This is a genomic window from Kribbella sp. NPDC048915, from assembly GCF_040649595.1.
Lineage (GTDB): Bacteria > Actinomycetota > Actinomycetes > Propionibacteriales > Kribbellaceae > Kribbella.
Genome location: NZ_JBEZFT010000079.1, coordinates 18010 through 33858, shown reverse-complemented (window position 1 = coordinate 33858; position 15849 = coordinate 18010). Strand labels below are relative to the sequence as shown.

General features: G+C 70.3%; 15 protein-coding genes and 1 pseudogene. 9 read left to right on the top strand and 7 right to left on the bottom strand.

What is annotated here, in order from left to right:
• Positions 1-117: 117 nt before the first annotated feature.
• Together AB0B82_RS28950 and AB0B82_RS28945 are read right to left on the bottom strand one after the other, a co-directional pair.
• On the bottom strand, positions 118-1623 hold the full coding sequence (locus tag AB0B82_RS28950) for an LCP family protein (protein ID WP_360175340.1): 1506 nt from the start codon (positions 1621-1623) through the stop codon (positions 118-120).
• 93 nt (positions 1624-1716) lie between these two features.
• Positions 1717-2391, bottom strand: coding sequence for an SDR family NAD(P)-dependent oxidoreductase (locus tag AB0B82_RS28945; protein ID WP_360175338.1), 675 nt, complete (start codon positions 2389-2391; stop codon positions 1717-1719).
• A gap of 56 nt (positions 2392-2447) precedes the next feature.
• On the opposite strand from AB0B82_RS28945, the pseudogene AB0B82_RS28940 reads away from it, so the two are divergent.
• A pseudogene (locus AB0B82_RS28940) lies at positions 2448-2567 on the top strand (NAD-dependent epimerase/dehydratase family protein); the annotation flags it as partial.
• A 307-nt stretch (positions 2568-2874) separates the two neighbouring features.
• The gene (locus tag AB0B82_RS28935; RefSeq protein WP_360175335.1) at positions 2875-3105 is read left to right on the top strand and encodes a hypothetical protein; all 231 of its coding nucleotides are present in this window, start codon (positions 2875-2877) and stop codon (positions 3103-3105) included.
• Positions 3106-3134: 29 nt separating this feature from the next.
• On the opposite strand, the gene AB0B82_RS28930 is transcribed toward AB0B82_RS28935, so the two are convergent.
• Together AB0B82_RS28930 and AB0B82_RS28925 are read right to left on the bottom strand one after the other, a co-directional pair.
• A complete protein-coding gene (locus tag AB0B82_RS28930; RefSeq protein ID WP_360175332.1) occupies positions 3135-4010 on the bottom strand; it encodes a hypothetical protein in 876 nt (291 codons plus the stop codon).
• Positions 4011-4037: 27 nt separating this feature from the next.
• The gene (locus AB0B82_RS28925) at positions 4038-4925 is read right to left on the bottom strand and encodes a GntR family transcriptional regulator (RefSeq protein ID WP_360175329.1); all 888 of its coding nucleotides are present in this window, start codon (positions 4923-4925) and stop codon (positions 4038-4040) included.
• 106 nt (positions 4926-5031) lie between these two features.
• On the opposite strand from AB0B82_RS28925, the gene AB0B82_RS28920 reads away from it, so the two are divergent.
• Genes AB0B82_RS28920 through AB0B82_RS28900 form a run of 5 tightly spaced genes read left to right on the top strand, consistent with a single transcriptional unit; the run spans position 5032 to position 10158 of the window.
• Complete coding sequence (locus AB0B82_RS28920; protein WP_360175326.1) at positions 5032-5844, top strand: ABC transporter ATP-binding protein; 813 nt, start codon at positions 5032-5034, stop codon at positions 5842-5844.
• Between the two features lie 9 nt (positions 5845-5853).
• On the top strand, positions 5854-6828 hold the full coding sequence (locus AB0B82_RS28915) for an iron-siderophore ABC transporter substrate-binding protein (RefSeq protein ID WP_360175323.1): 975 nt from the start codon (positions 5854-5856) through the stop codon (positions 6826-6828).
• Complete coding sequence (locus AB0B82_RS28910) at positions 6825-8930, top strand: iron ABC transporter permease (RefSeq protein WP_360175320.1); 2106 nt, start codon at positions 6825-6827, stop codon at positions 8928-8930. Before AB0B82_RS28915 ends, AB0B82_RS28910 begins: the two co-directional genes overlap by 4 nt.
• A gap of 21 nt (positions 8931-8951) precedes the next feature.
• Positions 8952-9542, top strand: a complete 591-nt coding sequence (locus tag AB0B82_RS28905) for an HhH-GPD-type base excision DNA repair protein (RefSeq protein ID WP_360175317.1) — start codon at positions 8952-8954, stop codon at positions 9540-9542.
• Between the two features lie 25 nt (positions 9543-9567).
• The gene (locus AB0B82_RS28900; protein ID WP_360175314.1) at positions 9568-10158 is read left to right on the top strand and encodes a TIGR03086 family metal-binding protein; all 591 of its coding nucleotides are present in this window, start codon (positions 9568-9570) and stop codon (positions 10156-10158) included.
• Here AB0B82_RS28900 and AB0B82_RS28895 read toward each other — a convergent pair.
• The 3 genes from AB0B82_RS28895 to AB0B82_RS28885 form a co-directional block, all read right to left on the bottom strand.
• Complete coding sequence (locus AB0B82_RS28895; RefSeq protein WP_360175311.1) at positions 10108-11343, bottom strand: FAD-dependent monooxygenase; 1236 nt, start codon at positions 11341-11343, stop codon at positions 10108-10110. The two genes, AB0B82_RS28900 and AB0B82_RS28895, sit on opposite strands and share 51 nt — an antisense overlap.
• 83 nt (positions 11344-11426) lie before the next feature.
• Positions 11427-13442, bottom strand: coding sequence for an NADPH-dependent 2,4-dienoyl-CoA reductase (locus AB0B82_RS28890; RefSeq protein ID WP_360175308.1), 2016 nt, complete (start codon positions 13440-13442; stop codon positions 11427-11429).
• The gene (locus AB0B82_RS28885) at positions 13439-13981 is read right to left on the bottom strand and encodes a PadR family transcriptional regulator (protein WP_360175305.1); all 543 of its coding nucleotides are present in this window, start codon (positions 13979-13981) and stop codon (positions 13439-13441) included. Before AB0B82_RS28885 ends, AB0B82_RS28890 begins: the two co-directional genes overlap by 4 nt.
• A 136-nt stretch (positions 13982-14117) precedes the next feature.
• Here AB0B82_RS28885 and AB0B82_RS28880 point away from each other — a divergent pair, with 136 nt between their 5' ends.
• Both AB0B82_RS28880 and AB0B82_RS28875 read left to right on the top strand, forming a co-directional pair.
• Positions 14118-14597 (top strand): TrkA C-terminal domain-containing protein, encoded by a 480-nt coding sequence (locus AB0B82_RS28880; RefSeq protein WP_360175302.1) that lies wholly within the window; start codon positions 14118-14120, stop codon positions 14595-14597.
• 2 nt (positions 14598-14599) lie between these two features.
• Positions 14600-15844, top strand: a complete 1245-nt coding sequence (locus AB0B82_RS28875) for a cation:proton antiporter (RefSeq protein WP_360175299.1) — start codon at positions 14600-14602, stop codon at positions 15842-15844.
• The last annotated feature ends 5 nt before the right edge of the window (positions 15845-15849 follow it).

The window sequence follows — 15849 nt, the reverse complement described above, 5'->3', positions numbered from 1 at the left end:
GCTCAAACAGTTCCGAAATCTCGCCACCCGCTACGCCGAACGCGCCGCCTACTACCGCGCCGAACTCACCATCACCGCCATCATCGTCTGGCTCCACGACGATCTGCAGGACAAGGCCTAGCTGGGCTGGTCGCCGGCTGGGTTCCAGGCGCAGGCGTCGGCGAGGTTCTGGGTGGGGCCGGGCGGTGCGGTGGTGGTTGTCGCGGGCGGCTTTCGCGTCGTGGTCGGCGTACCCGGGGTCGACGGGACGGTGGTGGGCGGTGCCGGGGATTCGAGGGCGTTCTCGACGGTGTCGCGGAGGGCCTGGTAGTCGGGGTGCAGGTACTTGAGGCGCAGCTTCTCGGAGTCCAGTGTCACGTTCGAGACCGTCGCCGACTTCACCTTCAGCGCCAGCTCGACCAGCGCGGGCAGCAGCTCCTGCGGGATGTCGGTACGCAGCAGGTGCCGGCCTGCCTGGGCGATCGCCTTGTACTTCGTCACGAGTGTCTGCGGATCGGCCGCGTCAACCATCGCCTTGATCACGCACCGCTGCCGGACCTGCCGCTGGTCGTCGTCGGCGCCGTACCGCCCGCGCGCGAACCAGAGCGCGTGCCGGCCGTCGAGGTGCTGCTTCGGGCCTGGCTCGATCCACTCCTTCGGCGGGATGTGCGAGCTGCTGACACCGCCCATCGCGACCCGCTCGTTGACGTTCACCGTGATGCCGCCGAGCGCGTCGACGATCTCCGGGAAGCTCTGCAGGTTGACCTGCAGGTAGTAGTCGAGCTTCAGCCCGATCGCCTCGCCGACCGACTGCTTGAGGACGTCGGCGCCTTCGTTGTCGGACGGTCCGAGGATGCCGGGATGCGCGTCCGGGACGTTCTGGTACATCGCGGTCAGCATCCACTCGAGCCGGCCCTCGAGGCTCAGCCCTTCCTTGCCGAAACCGTTCGGGTAGAACTTGCGGAGCGGCGAGTCCTTCGGGAACGGCATGAAGGTCAGGTTCCGCGGCAGCGAGACCAGAGCCGTGTCGCCGGTCCGGGTGTCGATGCTCGCGACGATCACCGTGTCGGTGCGCACCCCCTCGCGGCCCGGTGCGTCGTCGCCGCCGAGCAGCAGCAGGTTCAGCCGCGGCTTGTCCTCCCACGGATCCTTGGTGTTGACGGTCGACGGCCGGGTGGCACTCTTGCTCTCCTCCTGCGACTGGAACACGTCCTGCACCAGTGTCCGCTGTGCGAGCACGCTCTGAACACCCAGCGCCGCCGGGGCCGCGATCGCGAAGCACAGCAGCCCGACGAACGTCGCCCCGAGGACCCGCCCACCGGCCCCACCGGTTGCCGGACGCAATGACCGGTGCGAGGCCACGACCACGACGATCCACCCGAACGCGAGCGCGGCGATCACCACCGAGGTCGCCAGCAGCCGGCTCGGTACGACGGTGGCCGCGAGCACCTCGTCGCGCCGGGTGAGGCCGACGCACACACCGGCGCCGACCAGGCCGAGGAACAGCGTGAGCACGAACGCACCGATCCGGCGCCGCCCGCCGACGATCAGCCCGAGTCCCGGAAGTACTGCCCCCAGCAGCGTGAACCCCAGCAGCTTCGGCATCGACCGCGGCCGCTTCGCAGTCGCCCGCGCACTCGCCATCGGCACCCCTGTCTCCCCGTGGTCCCCCAGTCCAAGTGTGCGTCAAGAACCGCACCTTTACCCGTTCAGACGTGTTACAGGGTCGATAGGTTGTCAAACGGTCAGATGAGCACCGTTGAAACCTTCGGTTTCGACGAGCGCGCGGACCACGGCGGCGATCCGGTCCGGCGGCGTCCACCGGCTGGTGTCGGCGCTCGGCATCGCGGCGCGGTTCGCCGGGGTGTCGATGGTGCCGGGCAGGATCGTGTTCACCCGGATGTTGTCGCGCGCGTACTCGGCGTGCACGGCGTCCGCGAAGGCGATCACCCCGGCCTTCGCGGTGATGTACCCGGCCGCGCCCGAGAACGGATGCTGCGCCGCGCGACTCGACGTACAAATGATCGCTCCACCGCCGGCCGCGACCAGATGCGGCAGGACGCCGTGGGTCATCAGGTACGTCGGCCGCAGGTTCAGCCGGAGCATCCGCTCGAAGTCCTCGACCGGCGCCTCGTGCACCCGCGCACCGGAGGCGAACCCGCCGACGAGGTTGACCAGGGCGGTCAGCGGCGCGTCCTCGTCGGAGGTCGCCAGCGCCACGACGTCCGCCGTACCGGCCGGGTCGAAGGGGTCGGCGATCACCGGGTTGAGGGCCGGGTCGGTACCGAGCCGGGCGAGCGACTCCTCGGTCCGTCCGGGGACGACGACGCGCCACCCGGCGCGCAGGAACTCCGCGGTCACCGCGACGCCGAGCGCACCGGTGCCTCCGGCAACCACCACTGTGTTGGTCATGATCGCCAGCCTAATCTCCTCGACCGGGTCGGCGGGGCGGACTAGGTTGGGCGGTCGTGCGGATACTGGTGCTGGGTGGGAACGGGTTCGTCGGGCGCGCGATCGTGGACGACGCGCTGGCGCAGGGTCATGAGCTGACGTCGTTCAGCCGCGGCAAGAGCGAGTCGCCGCTGCCCGCGGACGTGACGCAGCTGATCGGGGACCGCGACACCGGCGACTACGCGGCGCTGCGGAGCGGCGAGTGGGACGCGGTGGTCGACACCAGCGGGTTCCGGACGCGGGACGTGGCTCAGGCGATGGACGTGCTCGGCGACCGCATCGGGCGGTACGTGTTCATCTCGAGCCACGCGGTCTACGTGCGCGACCTGCCGGCCGGTACCGCGCTCTACTGGATTCGGCGCGGCGCCCGGGGTGGACGGGTGGCCCTGCCGACCAAGCCCGAAGCCCCACTGCAACTGGTGGACCGGCACAACGGTCGAGCTCGTGCCGATCCCGTTCGACGCCGTCCCGCCCCGGTTTCCGCTGATGGATCCCGAAGCCGAGTGGGGCGAACGCCGCCGCAACCCGGCCAAGGCCCGCGCCGCGGGCCTCCCGGTCACTCCCCTGCGCCGAACCGTGGCGGACGTCCTCGCCTGGGACCGCGACCGCGGCATGCCGCCCCTGAACCTCGGCCTGACGCCCGAGCAGGAGCAGCAACTCCTCGCCCAGCACTGAACCTGTGCAATCTCGACAGATTGCACGCTTTACTCGGGCAGCGCGAGCGTTCGCCCGGCATCCCGGGCCGCGTTGATAGATCGGGCGAGCGTGTCCTTCAACGCGGCGGCCTCGTCGCTGAAGCCCTGGACGACGGACGTGTCGCCGACGGGTTCGGTGCGGGCGAGCAGTTCGATGTAGCGGTCGCCGTCCTGCAGCGCCGCCTCGGCTCGCAACGCGGCGTCGGCCGAACGGACGCGATCGGCGTACCGGTCCAGCAGGTCGACCTTGCGGGTGATGGCCTCGACCGACAGCGCGAGCGCCCGCCGCTGCGGTTTGAGCACGGTGTCGAGCTCGGCGGTGGACATGCCACGCGCGATGTCGCGTTGCCGGGCCCGCAGGACGGTCTGCTCGCGGAGCACCTGCGCGATGTCCCACAACTGCTCCGGCAGGACGAGCTCGTTGTGCACGTCGTCGAGCAGTCCCTTGCGGGTGACTGTTGCCTCGAGCACCGTTCTTACCGAGCGCTGGGCCCGGCGGAGCAGCCGCTGAGCCTCGTCGTCGAAGTCCTCCGGCAGCAGGTACTTGCGGTACTGCCGGCGGACCGCCTTGTGCCCGCGATCCTCGAGCACCGTCTTCACCAGGACACCACCCGTTGCCAGCACCGCGACCCCGGCCAGCGCCACCGACGCCCAGGCCGCTACGTCGGTCGGCAACGTCGCCGCGAAGATGATCAGCGCGAGGATCCAGCCGCCGACACAGACCGCGAGCCACACCAGCAGCGTCCCGAAGGTGTTCCCCGGCGCCACCGACCACGACGTCTGTCGCTTCGGCCGTGGCGCGTCCGCACCCACGAACAACTCCGGCTGGTGCTCGTACAACCGCCGCACACCGACAGGCACGCCCGGCGCGAACACAGGCTCCATCGCCACCTCCGGAGAAGACGTCGGTACTCAGCGTAGCCGGGTGGCGAGGCCGTCGAGGAAGATGCCGAGTCCGAAGTCGAAGAGTTGGTCGAGGTCGTAGTCGTAGTCGAACCCGTCGGCCAGCAGCTCCTGGAAGGCGGTCAGCCGACCGGCCGTGATCATGGCCTCCAACTGGTCGCCCTGCCGATCGGCCCATTCGTCCGCGGTGATGCCGGTGTCCTGCTCGGCCTGTGCCTCGGACTCCATCACCAGCGCGATCCCGCGCACGTACGCGAACAGGCTGATCGTCGCCGACAGCGCCGCGCCCTTTCCGAGCGGACGCAGGGCTTGCAGCACCACATCGGTGTGCGGCGGCAGCCGCGGCACCAACTGCGGCCGGCTCAGACTGATTGCACTCGCAAGCCACAGATGCCGTTTGTACGCCGCCCAGTGCACGCGGGCGACCGCTGTCAGCGCAGCACGCCACGCGTCCGGGACCTCCCCGAGCGGGAACTCCCCGATCGCCGCGTCGACCATCTGGACGACCAGCGCCTCCTTGCCGCCGACGTACCGGTAGAGCGCCATCGTCGACACCCCGAGCTCGGTCGCGATCCGCCGCATGGACAGCGTCGCGAGGCCATCGGTGTCGGCGATCGCGATCCCGATCCGGACGATCTCGTCCCGATCGAGCTCCGGCGGAGCGCCCGGACGACGAGCGCGCGGCGGCGGACCGACCACGGTCCCGACGCCGGGGGCGGCGTGCACGAGCCGCTCGTCCTGCAACGTCCGCAGCGTCTTGGTCGCGGTCGCCATCGCCACCCCGAAGTCGCGCACGAGGGCCCGCGTCGACGGCACCCGGTCGCCCGGTCGCAGCTCGCCGGCCTCGATCCGGCGCCGCAACTCGGCCGCGATCACCTGGTACGGCGACTCGCGCATGTGCCCCCTCCCGATGGCCTCACCCGATAGCGTGGACAGCGTACGTGAAGTAGTGAGACACACCGCACACCTGACACATCAGGTTAGGTAAGGCTATCCTCCTGCCATGGATGCGGTGGGGCTGACCGGGACGGGTCTGCGACTCGGCTATCACGGTCGTCAGGTGGTCGGCAACGCGTCGTTGCAGATCGAGGCCGCCGGCGTCACCGCGCTGGTCGGACCGAACGGCAGCGGTAAGTCGACGCTGCTGCGCGCCCTCGCCCGGCTGCACCACCCCGACGCCGGGAGCATCACCTTCCCCGGCGGCGGCGACGCGCTGGCCCTGTCGGCGAAGGAATTCGCCCGCAAGGTGACGTTGCTGTCGCAGTCCCGGCCGACGCCGAACGGCGTCAGCGTCCGCGACGTCGTCGGGTACGGGCGGCATCCGTACCGCAGCCGCTGGCGCGACGACGACGCGGACGGCCCGCGCGCGATCGAGCACGCGATGCGCGTCACCGGCGTCACCGCGATGGCCGAGCGCGCGGTGGACGAGCTGTCCGGCGGCGAGCTGCAGCGGGTCTGGCTGGCCACCTGCCTCGCCCAGAACACCGGCGTACTCCTGCTCGACGAACCGACCACCTTCCTCGACCTGCGCTACCAGATCGAGGTGCTCGACCTGATGCGCGAACTCGCCGACGAGCACGGGGTCGCGGTCGGCGTCGTACTGCACGATCTGAACCAGGCCGCCGCGGTGGCGGACCGGATCGTACTGCTCGACCAAGGGCGGATCCGGGCGACCGGTACGCCGGAAGAGGTCCTGCGGGCCGACGCGCTCAGCGAGACGTACGGCATCACCATCGAGGTCGGTACCGACCCGGCCACCGGGCTGGTCAGCACCCGCCCGGTCGGGAAACACCTGACCCGCGTCACAACTATCTGAGGTCATCTGATGAGACGAACCGCCATCGCCCTGCTCGCTGCTGCCCTGTTCGGCCTGACCGCCTGCGGTACCAGCGAACCCGCAGCCTCCGACGACACCAGCAACGCCGCGGCCCAGCCGGTGTCGCTGACCGATGCCCGGGGCAAGAAGGTGGACCTGAAGGCGCCCGCCGCCAAGGTGGTCGCGCTGGAGTGGGGCGCCGCCGAGAACCTGGTCTCCCTCGGCGTGATGCCGGTCGGCGTCGCCGACACCAAGGGCTACACGAATTGGGTGACCGCGGAGAAGCTGGACCCGGCGGTGAAGGATGTCGGCACCCGCGGCGAGGCGAGCGTCGACGCGATCGTCGCGCTCAACCCGGACCTGGTGATCACGACCACCGACGAGGCCCCGAACACCATCACCCAGCTCGAGAAGGCCGCGCCGGTGCTGGTCATCCGCGGCGCGGACGCGGCGAACGCGATCCCGCAGATGAAGACCAACCTCGAGCTGATCGGCCAGGCGGTCGGGAAGGCCGAGCAGGCCAAAACGCTGAACGCGGACTTCGACAAGGCCCTTGCCGAGGGCAAGCAGAAGATCGCCGACGCGGGCAAGGCCGGCCAGAACTTCACCATGGCGGACGGCTGGAAGCAGGGCAGCACGATCTCGATCCGGATGTACACCACCGGCTCGCTGCTCGGCGCGGTGACGACCGAACTCGGCCTGAAGAACGGCTGGACCGGCAGCGGTGACAAGGACTACGGACTCGCGCAGACCGACCTCGAGGGCCTGACCAAGGTGCCCGACGGCCACTTCCTCTACATCGCGAACAAGAACGACGGCGGCGACGTGTTCGGCGGCGACCTGGCCGGCAACGCGATCTGGAAGAACCTGCCGTTCGTCAAGTCGGGCAAGGTGCACAAGCTGCCCGACGGCATCTGGATGTTCGGCGGCCCGAAGTCCACCGCGCAGTACATCGACGCAGCGGTCCAGGCAGTCACGTCTTGACCGACCGCACCCACCTGACCCGCCCGCCGGAGGCCGCCGCGGAAGTGGCGGTCCCGGCGGTTCGCGGCCGGGTCGGGGTCGCGGGGCTGTTCCTTTTCGCGGTCGCCGGGATCGTGGTGCTGGCCGCGGTGCACCTGACGCAGGGGACGTCGTCGGTGGGGGCCGGCGACCTGATCCGATTGGTGTTCGGGCAGGGCACCGACAACGCGGCGAACGTCCTGATCGCGTCCCGGCTGCCGCGGCTGCTCGCCGGCGTCCTCGTCGGCGTCGCGCTGGGCGTCGCCGGGGCCGGGCTGCAGTCGCTGGCCCGGAACCCGCTGGCTTCACCGGACACGTTGGGGGTGAACGCGGGTGCCTACCTGGCCGTGGTGGTGTTCGCCGCGTTCGGGGTGTCACTGCCGGTGCTGCCGGCCGGCGGGGTCGCGTTCGTCGGCGGACTCGCGGCAGCCGGCCTGGTGCTCGCGCTGTCCGCCGGCGGATCGACCGGTCCGACCCGCCTGATCCTTGCGGGCTCCGCGGTGGCGATGGCGCTCGGCGGCATCACGACGCTGATGCTGCTGCTGTTCCGGGAGGAAACCGTCGGCACGTTCGCCTGGGGCGCCGGCACGCTGGTCCAGACGGATCTGCACGCGGTCATCCAGATGGCTCCGATCGTAGTGATCGGTCTCCTCGGCGCCTTCCTGCTGGCGAGGAACCTCGACATCCTCGGGCTCGGTGACGACACCGCGTCCGTCCTCGGCGTGCACGTACGCCGTACCCGCGTGCTCACCACCCTCGTCACCGTCCTGCTCTCCGCAGCAGCCGTCACGGTCGCGGGACCGGTCGGTTTCGTCGGTCTGGTCGCACCGGTCCTGGTCCGCCTGCTCGCGCGGCTCGTCCCCGGTCTGCTGCGGCATCACGTGCTGCTTCCGCTCTCCGGTCTGTCCGGCGTCCTCGTCGTACTGGCCTCGGACGTGGTGCTGCGGGCGATCTTCGGTGGTCAGGCCGGCGTGGAGATCCCGACCGGCATCATGACGATGGTGGTCGGCGCGGTCGTGCTGATCTGGCTGGCTCGCCGCCACCGCGACTCCGGTCCGAGCCGATCGCCGGCGGGCATCGGCGGGAGTCTGCGAAGCCGGCGAACGTTCCTGCTCGTGGCTTGCAGCCTGGCCGTACTGCTGGTCGTCGCGGCGCTGGGCGCGATGCTGGCCGGAGACGCCTTCCTGCGCACCGGCGACCTGGTGAACTGGGTCAACGGCCGCTCCGGCCGGGCGATCACGTATGTCCTCGACCAGCGGTTCCCGCGCGTCCTGTCCGCCGTCCTGTGCGGTGCCGCGCTCGCGATCGCGGGCGCCACGGTGCAGGCCGTGTGCCGCAACCCGCTGGCCGAACCGGGCATTCTCGGTATCACCGGCGGCGCCGGCGTCGGCGCGATCACCGTGCTCATTCTGTTGCCGTCAGCAAGCATCTGGCTGCTGTCCGGCGTCGCCGGAGTCGCGGCGGTGGCGACGTTCGGACTGGTCTACCTGATCTCCTGGCGCGGCGGCCTGAGCTCGGACCGACTGGTCCTGATCGGTGTCGGCGTCTCGTCGGCGGCGACCGCGATCATCACGCTGCTGATCGTCGCCACCAACCCATGGAACCTCAGTCTGGCGATGACCTGGCTGTCCGGCAGCACGTACGGACGTACTCTCCCACAGGTTGCCCCGGTGGCGCTGGCGCTGCTCGTCATCACCCCGTTCGTCGTGCACGTACGGCGGGACCTCGATCTGCTCGCACTGGACGACGACGTGCCGCGCATCCTCGGCGTACGCCTGGAGCGGGTCCGGTTGCTCGTCCTGCTCGCAGCGGCGCTGCTGACCGCGGCGGCCGTATCTGCGATCGGCGTGGTGGGCTTCGTCGGCCTGGTCGCGCCGCACGCGGCCCGCGCGCTGGTGGGCGGCCGGCACGCCCGGATCCTGCCAGTGGCCGCCCTGCTCGGAGCGATCCTGGTCAGCCTCGCGGACAGCATCGGGCGGACGGTGCTCGCGCCCGCGCAGATCCCGGCCGGCCTGCTGACCGCACTGATCGGTGCGCCGTACTTCGTCTACCTGCTCTGGCGGACGCGGGTGCCCAGCCGCTGATCCCGTGTCAAGATGGGCGGCATGCTGCGCGAACTGCATCTCACCGGTAACGCCGATGCGGACAGGTTGCTCAACGACGACCCGTTCGCCCTGCTGGTCGGCATGCTGCTCGACCAGCAGTACCCGATGGAGCACGCCTTCTCCGGCCCGCAGAAGATCGCGAACCGGATGGACGGCTTCGACCTGCACAAGATCGCTGCCACCGACCTGGACACCTTCGTCGAGCTCTGCGTCACCCCGCCGGCAATCCACCGGTACGGCGGCTCGATGGCCCGACGTGTGCACGCGCTCGCCCAGGAGATCATCGATTCCTACGACGGCAAGGTCGAGAACATCTGGCTCTCCGGCCGCCCGAAGCCGGACGGCGCCGAGGTGCTGCGCCGGCTCAAGGCGCTGCCCGGATTCGGTGAGCAGAAGGCGAAGATCTTCCTCGCGCTGCTCGGCAAGCAGCGCGGTGTGACGCCGAAGGGCTGGCGCGAGGCGGCCGGCGCGTACGGCGACCGCGGATCCCGCCGCTCGATCGCCGACGTCACCGACGCCGCGTCGCTGGCCGAGGTCCGCAACTTCAAGAAGGCGGCGAAGGCCGCCGCCAAGGAAGCCGCCGGCGCCTGAGGCTGCTCGATCGAGGGGAGCACGGATGGACGTCCGGGATCTGGATCGCAGGGCCGGCGCGGTACTCGGCGAAGTCGTCATGCAGGTGCGCCCGGAGCAGCTGTGGTTCCCGACCCCGTGCCCGGACTGGACGGTGCACGGGCTGATGCGGCACGTGGTCAGCCAGAACGAGGGTCTCGCCGTCGCCGCGCTGAACGGCTCGGCGTCGGTGCACGCGTGGAACAGCGGCAACCTCGGCGATCACCCGGCCGGCGCCTACCGGCGCTCCAACGTGCGGGTGGCGGACGCGTTCGCCGACGGCGGCGCGCTCGACCGGCTGGTGGAAATCCGCGAGTTCGGCTCGTTCCCGCGCCGGATCGCGTTGACCTTCCACCAGCTCGACTGCATCGTCCACGCCTGGGACCTGGCCCGCGCGATCGACGTCCCATACGACCCGCCGCCGGACCTGGTCGAGCAGGCCTTGCAGCTGGCCCGGCGGATCCCCGACACCGACGCGAACCGCGGGCCCGGCTTCGCGTTCCAGCGCAGCCTCAAGATCTCCGGGACCGCGCCCGAACTCGACCAGCTACTCGGTCTCCTCGGCCGCGACCCCGAGTGGGTCTCGCCGCTGGACTGAGTTGTCCGGCAGCGCGTAGTCCGGCAGGTCGATCGCATCCGGCTTCGCCGCGGCCAGCTTCGTGAGCGTCCCGGCCATCAGCCGCGAGGTCAGCACCCGGATCGTCAGGTCGCGGTACGCGATACCGAACGACGTCATCGGCATCGCCATCCGGATCCCGCCGGGCGGGAGTTCGGTCCGCTGGTCGACGTACGCGCGCATCCGCCGCTGGTACGCCGGGAACGCGCGGACGTGATCGCCGTCCGCAGCAGCGAGTTCGCCGGCGAGGACGTACGCGCCGACCAGGGACAGCGCCGTACCATGGCCGGCCAGCGGTGAGCCGCAGTACCCGGCGTCGCCGACCAAAGCGACCCTGCCCCGCGACCAGTCGGGGACGACGACGCGACTCTCACTGTCCAGATAGAAGTCGGTCGCCTGGTCGAGGCCGCGCAGGATGTGGTCGGTGTGCCAGCCGAGGCCCTCGAAGCGCTCGCGCACGAGCTGCTTCTGCGCGGCCGGGTCGTGGCGACCGTAGTTCAGGACCTTCGAACGAAAGCTCAACAGAGCTTTCGCACGATGCGGATCGTGGTCCGGACGGAGGCCGACCCAGCGGCCGCCGGGCGCGCTGTAGATCTTCATCCAGTGGTCCAGGTCCTCGGGCGCCTCGACCGTGAAGCCGCCGAGGTGGTGGACGAACTGCTCCTCGGGTCCGAACGCCAGGCGCCGTACCCGTGAGTGCACGCCGTCCGCGCCGATCACCAGGTCGAACCGTCGCCGGCCGCCGCTGGCGAACGTGACGTCGACGCCGGCCACGTCCTGGGTCAGCTCGGCGATCGAGTCGCCGTACAGGTACTCCACGTCGCTGGTCGCGTCGACCAGGACCTCAGCGAGATCACCGCGGAGGATCTCGATCTCCGCGACCGGCCCGGCGCCGTCGAGCAGGTCGGCCGGCATCGCCGCCGACCAGCGGCCGTCCGCCCGCACGTACGCGAGGCCGCGCTCGTGCACCTGCCGCGCCTTGACGGCCGGCATCAACCCCATCCGCTCGACGACGGTGCGCGAGACGCCGCGCAGATCGACGGTCTGCCCGCCGGGCCGCGGTGCCGGCGCGATCTCGACCACGGTCGGGGTGAACCCGAACCGCCGCAACCAGAACGCGAGCGCCGGCCCCGCGATCCCCGCCCCGGAAATCAACACAGTCTGCATCGTTCCCCCACTAGTGCGCGTACGACGTACACGCTGCACTACGTCTGGGCGAGGGGCCAGCGCGCACTAGTGCAGGTCCGCGGTCACAGTTCGAGGGCCAGCCGGGTCGCCTGCTCGATGGCACGCTTGGCGTCGAGTTCGGCGGCCACGTCGGCGCCGCCGACGAGGTGGACGGGGCGGCCGGTGGCGCGGAGGGGGTCAGCGAGGTCGCGGACGGCTTCCTGACCGGCGCAGACGACGACGGTGTCGACGGCCAGGGCGCGCGGCTTCTCGCGCTTGGGGCCGAAGGTGATGTGCAGGCCGTCGTCGTCGATGCGTTCGTAGTTGACGCCGCGGAGTTGCTCGACCTGCTTGTTCTTCAGGGCCGCACGGTGCACCCAGCCGGTCGTCTTGCCCAACCCGGCGCCGATCTTCCCCGGCTTCCGCTGCAGCAGATACACCTTGCGCGGTGACGGTTCCGGCCGCGGTACGGCGAGGGCGCCGGGCAACTGGGTCGGATCACCGACGCCCCATTCCGCCTTCCAGGACTCGAGATCCACGGGGCCGGCCGTGGTGAGGAACTCGCTGACATCGACGCCGATCCCGCCCGCGCCGATCACCGCGACCGTGTCCCCGACGGGCCGGCCGTGCCGCACCACATCGACATACGAGAGCACCGAGGGACGGTCGATGCCGGGGATGGCCGGCACCCGCGGTACGACGCCGGTGGCCAGCACGATCTCGTCGAACCCGGCGAGCTCGTCGACACCGGCGCGGCGACCGAGGTGCACCTTGACACCGGTCAGGTCCAGCCGCCGCCGGTAGTACCGGATCGTCTCGGCGAACTCCTCCTTGCCCGGAATCCGTTGCGCGATCCCGAACTGCCCGCCCAACTCCGCGTCCGCCTCGAACAACTCGACCCGATGCCCGCGCTCGGCCGCCGTCACTGCGGCGGCCAAACCGGCCGGCCCGGCTCCGACGACCGCAATCCGCTTCGCCCGTCGCGTCGGCAGCAGGCGCAGCTCGGTCTCGCGACCGGCGCGCGGATTCACCATGCAGCTCGCCTTCTTCTTGACGAACACATGGTCCAGACAGGCTTGATTGCAGGCGATGCAGACGTTGATCTCGTCCGCCCGATCGGTGGTTGCCTTGAGCACCCAGTCGGGATCCGCCAGGAACGGTCGCGCCATACTCACCAGGTCGGCGTCGCCGCGGGCCAGCACCTGCTCCGCGACCTGCGGCAGATTGATCCGGTTCGACGTCACCACCGGGATCGTGACGTGCGGCTTGAACGCGGCCGTCACGCTCGTGAACGCGGCCCGTGGCACTGAGGTGACGATCGTCGGCACCCGCGCCTCATGCCACCCGATTCCGGTGTTGATGATGGACGCCCCGGCCGCCTCGACCTCCCGGCCGAGCGTCACCACGTCGTCCCAGGTCTGCCCGCCCTCGACCAGGTCGGCCATCGACAACCGATAGATGATCAGGAAGTCGTCGCCGACCCGCTCGCGCGTGCGGCGGACGATCTCGACCGCGAGCCGGCGCCGGTTCTCCGGGCTGCCGCCCCAGCGATCCGTGCGCCGGTTGGTCCGCTCGGACAGGAACTGGTTGATGAAGTACCCCTCCGAGCCCATGATCTCGACGCCGTCGTACCCGGCCTCGCGGGCGAGCGCCGCGCAGTCGACGTACGCCCGGATCTGACGCTGTACGCCGCGATCCGACAGCGCGCGGGGCTTGAACGGGTTGATCGGGGCCTTGAGCGCCGACGCGGAGACGCTGAACGGGTGGTACGAGTACCGGCCGGCGTGCAGAATCTGCAACGCGATCCGGCCGCCCTCGTCGTGGACGGCGCTGGTCAGCAGGCGATGTTTGCGAGCCTGCCGACTCGTCCGCAGCGTCGACCCGAACGGTGTGAGCCAGCCGGTGCGGTTCGGCGCGTAACCGCCGGTCACCATCAGGCCGACGCCGCCCCGCGCTCGCTCGGCGAAGTATTCGGCCAGCTTGGGCAGGTCGCGCAGCCGGTCCTCGAGGCCGGTGTGCATCGACCCCATGATCACCCGGTTCGGCAGCACGACATGGCCGAGGTCGAGCGGCTCCAGCAGATGTGGGTACGAACTCATCGGTCGTCCTTCCGGAGGGCCTCGATCACCTCGTCGCACCAGGCGACGAAAGATTCCTCGGCGCGGATCCCTCCGCGCAGCACGAGGTACTGATGCAGCTCCCGGCCGTGCAGCATGGTCGGTATCGGGAAGTCGCGCGTCTGGATCCCGCGGTACACCTCGACGCGCGTGGCATGCTCCGCACGGTGCCGTTCGACCTCCTTCAGGACGTCGTCGACGGACCCCAGCGACGCCCCGCGCAGCTTCACCGCCAGTCCGTCCCGCAGTACGGCGGGATCGGCCGGCTCGGCCAGCCATCGGGACAATTCCGCGCGCCCGGCCGCCGCGACTCGGTAGACCTTCTTGGCCGGCCGGCCCTCCTGGGCGATCTCGGTGTGCCGGACCCAGCCGGCCTCGTCCATCCGGCGCAGTACCCGGTAGATCTGCTGGTGGGTGGCCGGCCAGAAGTAGCCGATCGAGCGGTCGAACCGGCGGGCCAGTTCGTACCCCGTCCCGGCATGCTCGGTCAGCGAGACCAGGATCGCGTGCTCCAGCGCCATCCCGGGAGCATAGCTATGCAACTCGTTGCAGTGCACCTGATTGCATCGCAGGTCACAGTCCAGGTCGTGACGAGGCCCGGAAACGGTTGACCCGATTTGAGAGAATGGTTGCAGACGCTAACTATTCGATCGGAGCATGATGAACCACCCGACCAAGACGACGCTGCCCGGTATCGGACTGCGCTACGACCTGGTGACCGAGGCCGGAAAGCACGTCTCGGTGGTGGTCCACAGCGACGGCCGCCGGTTCCTGGGTTTCCACAAGCCCGAGGACGACGACGAGTGCCAGGCGAGCGTCCCCTTATCCCCGGACGAAGCGGCCGCCCTGGCCAATCTGCTGATTCCCGAGAAGATCGACCCCGTCCGCAACGAGATCGAGATCGACCTGGTCACCGAGCACATCCCGGTGACCGCCAAGTCGCCGTTCTCCGGACGCACGCTCGGCGACACGCAGGCCCGTAGCCGGACCGGCGCGTCGATCGTCGCGGTCCTGCGGCGGACCGGTGCGACCCCGTCGCCGACACCGGACTTCCGGTTCGCGACCGGTGACACGCTGGTCGTGGTCGGGACCCGTGAGGGCGTGGACGCGGTGGCCGATCTGATCGCGGGGGGCTGAGTATGCACGAATCCATCACTGCCCTGCTCGTCGAGCTGGGGGCGATCATCCTCGCCCTGGGCATCCTCGGCCGGATCGCCGGCCGCCTCGGGTTCTCCCCGATTCCGCTGTACCTGCTGGCCGGTCTCGCGTTCGGTCACGGCGGCCTGCTGCCGTTGGACGCGAGTGAGGAGTTCGTTGCCACCGGCGCCGAGATCGGCGTCATTCTGCTGTTGTTGCTGCTCGGCCTCGAGTACACCGCGTCCGATCTGGTCGGCACACTGAAGACGCAGTACCTGTCCGGCATCGTCGACTTCCTGCTGAACGCACTCCCCGGCGCGATCATCGCGCTGCTGCTCGGCTGGGGCCCGGTGGCCGCGGTCGCGCTGGCCGGTGTCACCTGGATCTCGTCGTCCGGGGTGATCGCGAAGGTCGTCGGGGATCTCGGGCGGCTCGGTAACCGCGAGACACCGGTGATCCTGGGCATCCTCGTGCTCGAGGACCTGTCGATGGCGGTCTACCTGCCGATCCTGACCGCGCTGACCGCCGGTGTCGGACTGGCCGGCGGCAGCATGACGCTGCTGATCTCGCTCGGCACCGTGAGTGTGGTGCTGTTCGTCGCGCTCCGGTACGGGCGCGTGATCAGCCGAGCGGTCTCCTCCGACAACCCGGAGATGCTGCTGCTCGTCGTCCTCGGCCTCACGCTGCTGGTCGCCGGTGTCGCGCAGCAGTTGCAGGTGTCGGCGGCCGTCGGCGCGTTCCTCGTCGGTATCGCGTTGTCCGGCGAAGTGGCGCACGGCGCCCGGAACCTGCTCAGCCCGCTGCGTGACCTGTTCGCAGCGGTCTTCTTCGTGTTCTTCGGCCTGAGCACCGACCCGCGGGAGATCCCGCCGGTGCTGGCGATCGCGTTCGGGCTGGCGATCCTGACCGGCCTGACCAAGATCGCCACCGGGTGGTACGCCGCCCGCCGGGCCGGTATCTCGACCGGCGGCCGCTGGCGCGCCGGTGGGACTCTCGTCGCGCGCGGTGAGTTCTCGATCGTCATCGCCGGCCTCGCCGTCGGTGTCGAACCACGGCTCGGCCCGCTGGCCACGGCGTACGTGCTGATCCTGGTCATCCTCGGCCCGATCGCCGCCCGCTACACCGAGCCACTGGGCCGCAAGCTCACCCGCAAGCCGAAGCCCGCCGCCACCCCGGAGCACGCCGAGGCGCCGGCGATCGAGCGGATGGACGACGCGGTCGACGACACGGCTCACACCGCAGGCTGACAGTC

What these genes read in the sequence shown, in the direction of transcription:
- AB0B82_RS28950 (WP_360175340.1), bottom strand. Translation starts at nt 1,623, where the DNA reads ATGGCGAGTGCGCGGGCGACTGCGAAGCGGCCGCGGTCGATGCCGAAG.
- AB0B82_RS28945 (WP_360175338.1), bottom strand. Translation starts at nt 2,391, where the DNA reads ATGACCAACACAGTGGTGGTTGCCGGAGGCACCGGTGCGCTCGGCGTC.
- AB0B82_RS28930 (WP_360175332.1), bottom strand. Translation starts at nt 4,010, where the DNA reads ATGGAGCCTGTGTTCGCGCCGGGCGTGCCTGTCGGTGTGCGGCGGTTG.
- AB0B82_RS28925 (WP_360175329.1), bottom strand. Translation starts at nt 4,925, where the DNA reads ATGCGCGAGTCGCCGTACCAGGTGATCGCGGCCGAGTTGCGGCGCCGG.
- AB0B82_RS28920 (WP_360175326.1), top strand. Translation starts at nt 5,032, where the DNA reads ATGGATGCGGTGGGGCTGACCGGGACGGGTCTGCGACTCGGCTATCAC.
- AB0B82_RS28915 (WP_360175323.1), top strand. Translation starts at nt 5,854, where the DNA reads ATGAGACGAACCGCCATCGCCCTGCTCGCTGCTGCCCTGTTCGGCCTG.
- AB0B82_RS28905 (WP_360175317.1), top strand. Translation starts at nt 8,952, where the DNA reads ATGCTGCGCGAACTGCATCTCACCGGTAACGCCGATGCGGACAGGTTG.
- AB0B82_RS28900 (WP_360175314.1), top strand. Translation starts at nt 9,568, where the DNA reads ATGGACGTCCGGGATCTGGATCGCAGGGCCGGCGCGGTACTCGGCGAA.
- AB0B82_RS28895 (WP_360175311.1), bottom strand. Translation starts at nt 11,343, where the DNA reads ATGCAGACTGTGTTGATTTCCGGGGCGGGGATCGCGGGGCCGGCGCTC.
- AB0B82_RS28890 (WP_360175308.1), bottom strand. Translation starts at nt 13,442, where the DNA reads ATGAGTTCGTACCCACATCTGCTGGAGCCGCTCGACCTCGGCCATGTC.
- AB0B82_RS28885 (WP_360175305.1), bottom strand. Translation starts at nt 13,981, where the DNA reads ATGGCGCTGGAGCACGCGATCCTGGTCTCGCTGACCGAGCATGCCGGG.
- AB0B82_RS28880 (WP_360175302.1), top strand. Translation starts at nt 14,118, where the DNA reads ATGATGAACCACCCGACCAAGACGACGCTGCCCGGTATCGGACTGCGC.
- AB0B82_RS28875 (WP_360175299.1), top strand. Translation starts at nt 14,600, where the DNA reads ATGCACGAATCCATCACTGCCCTGCTCGTCGAGCTGGGGGCGATCATC.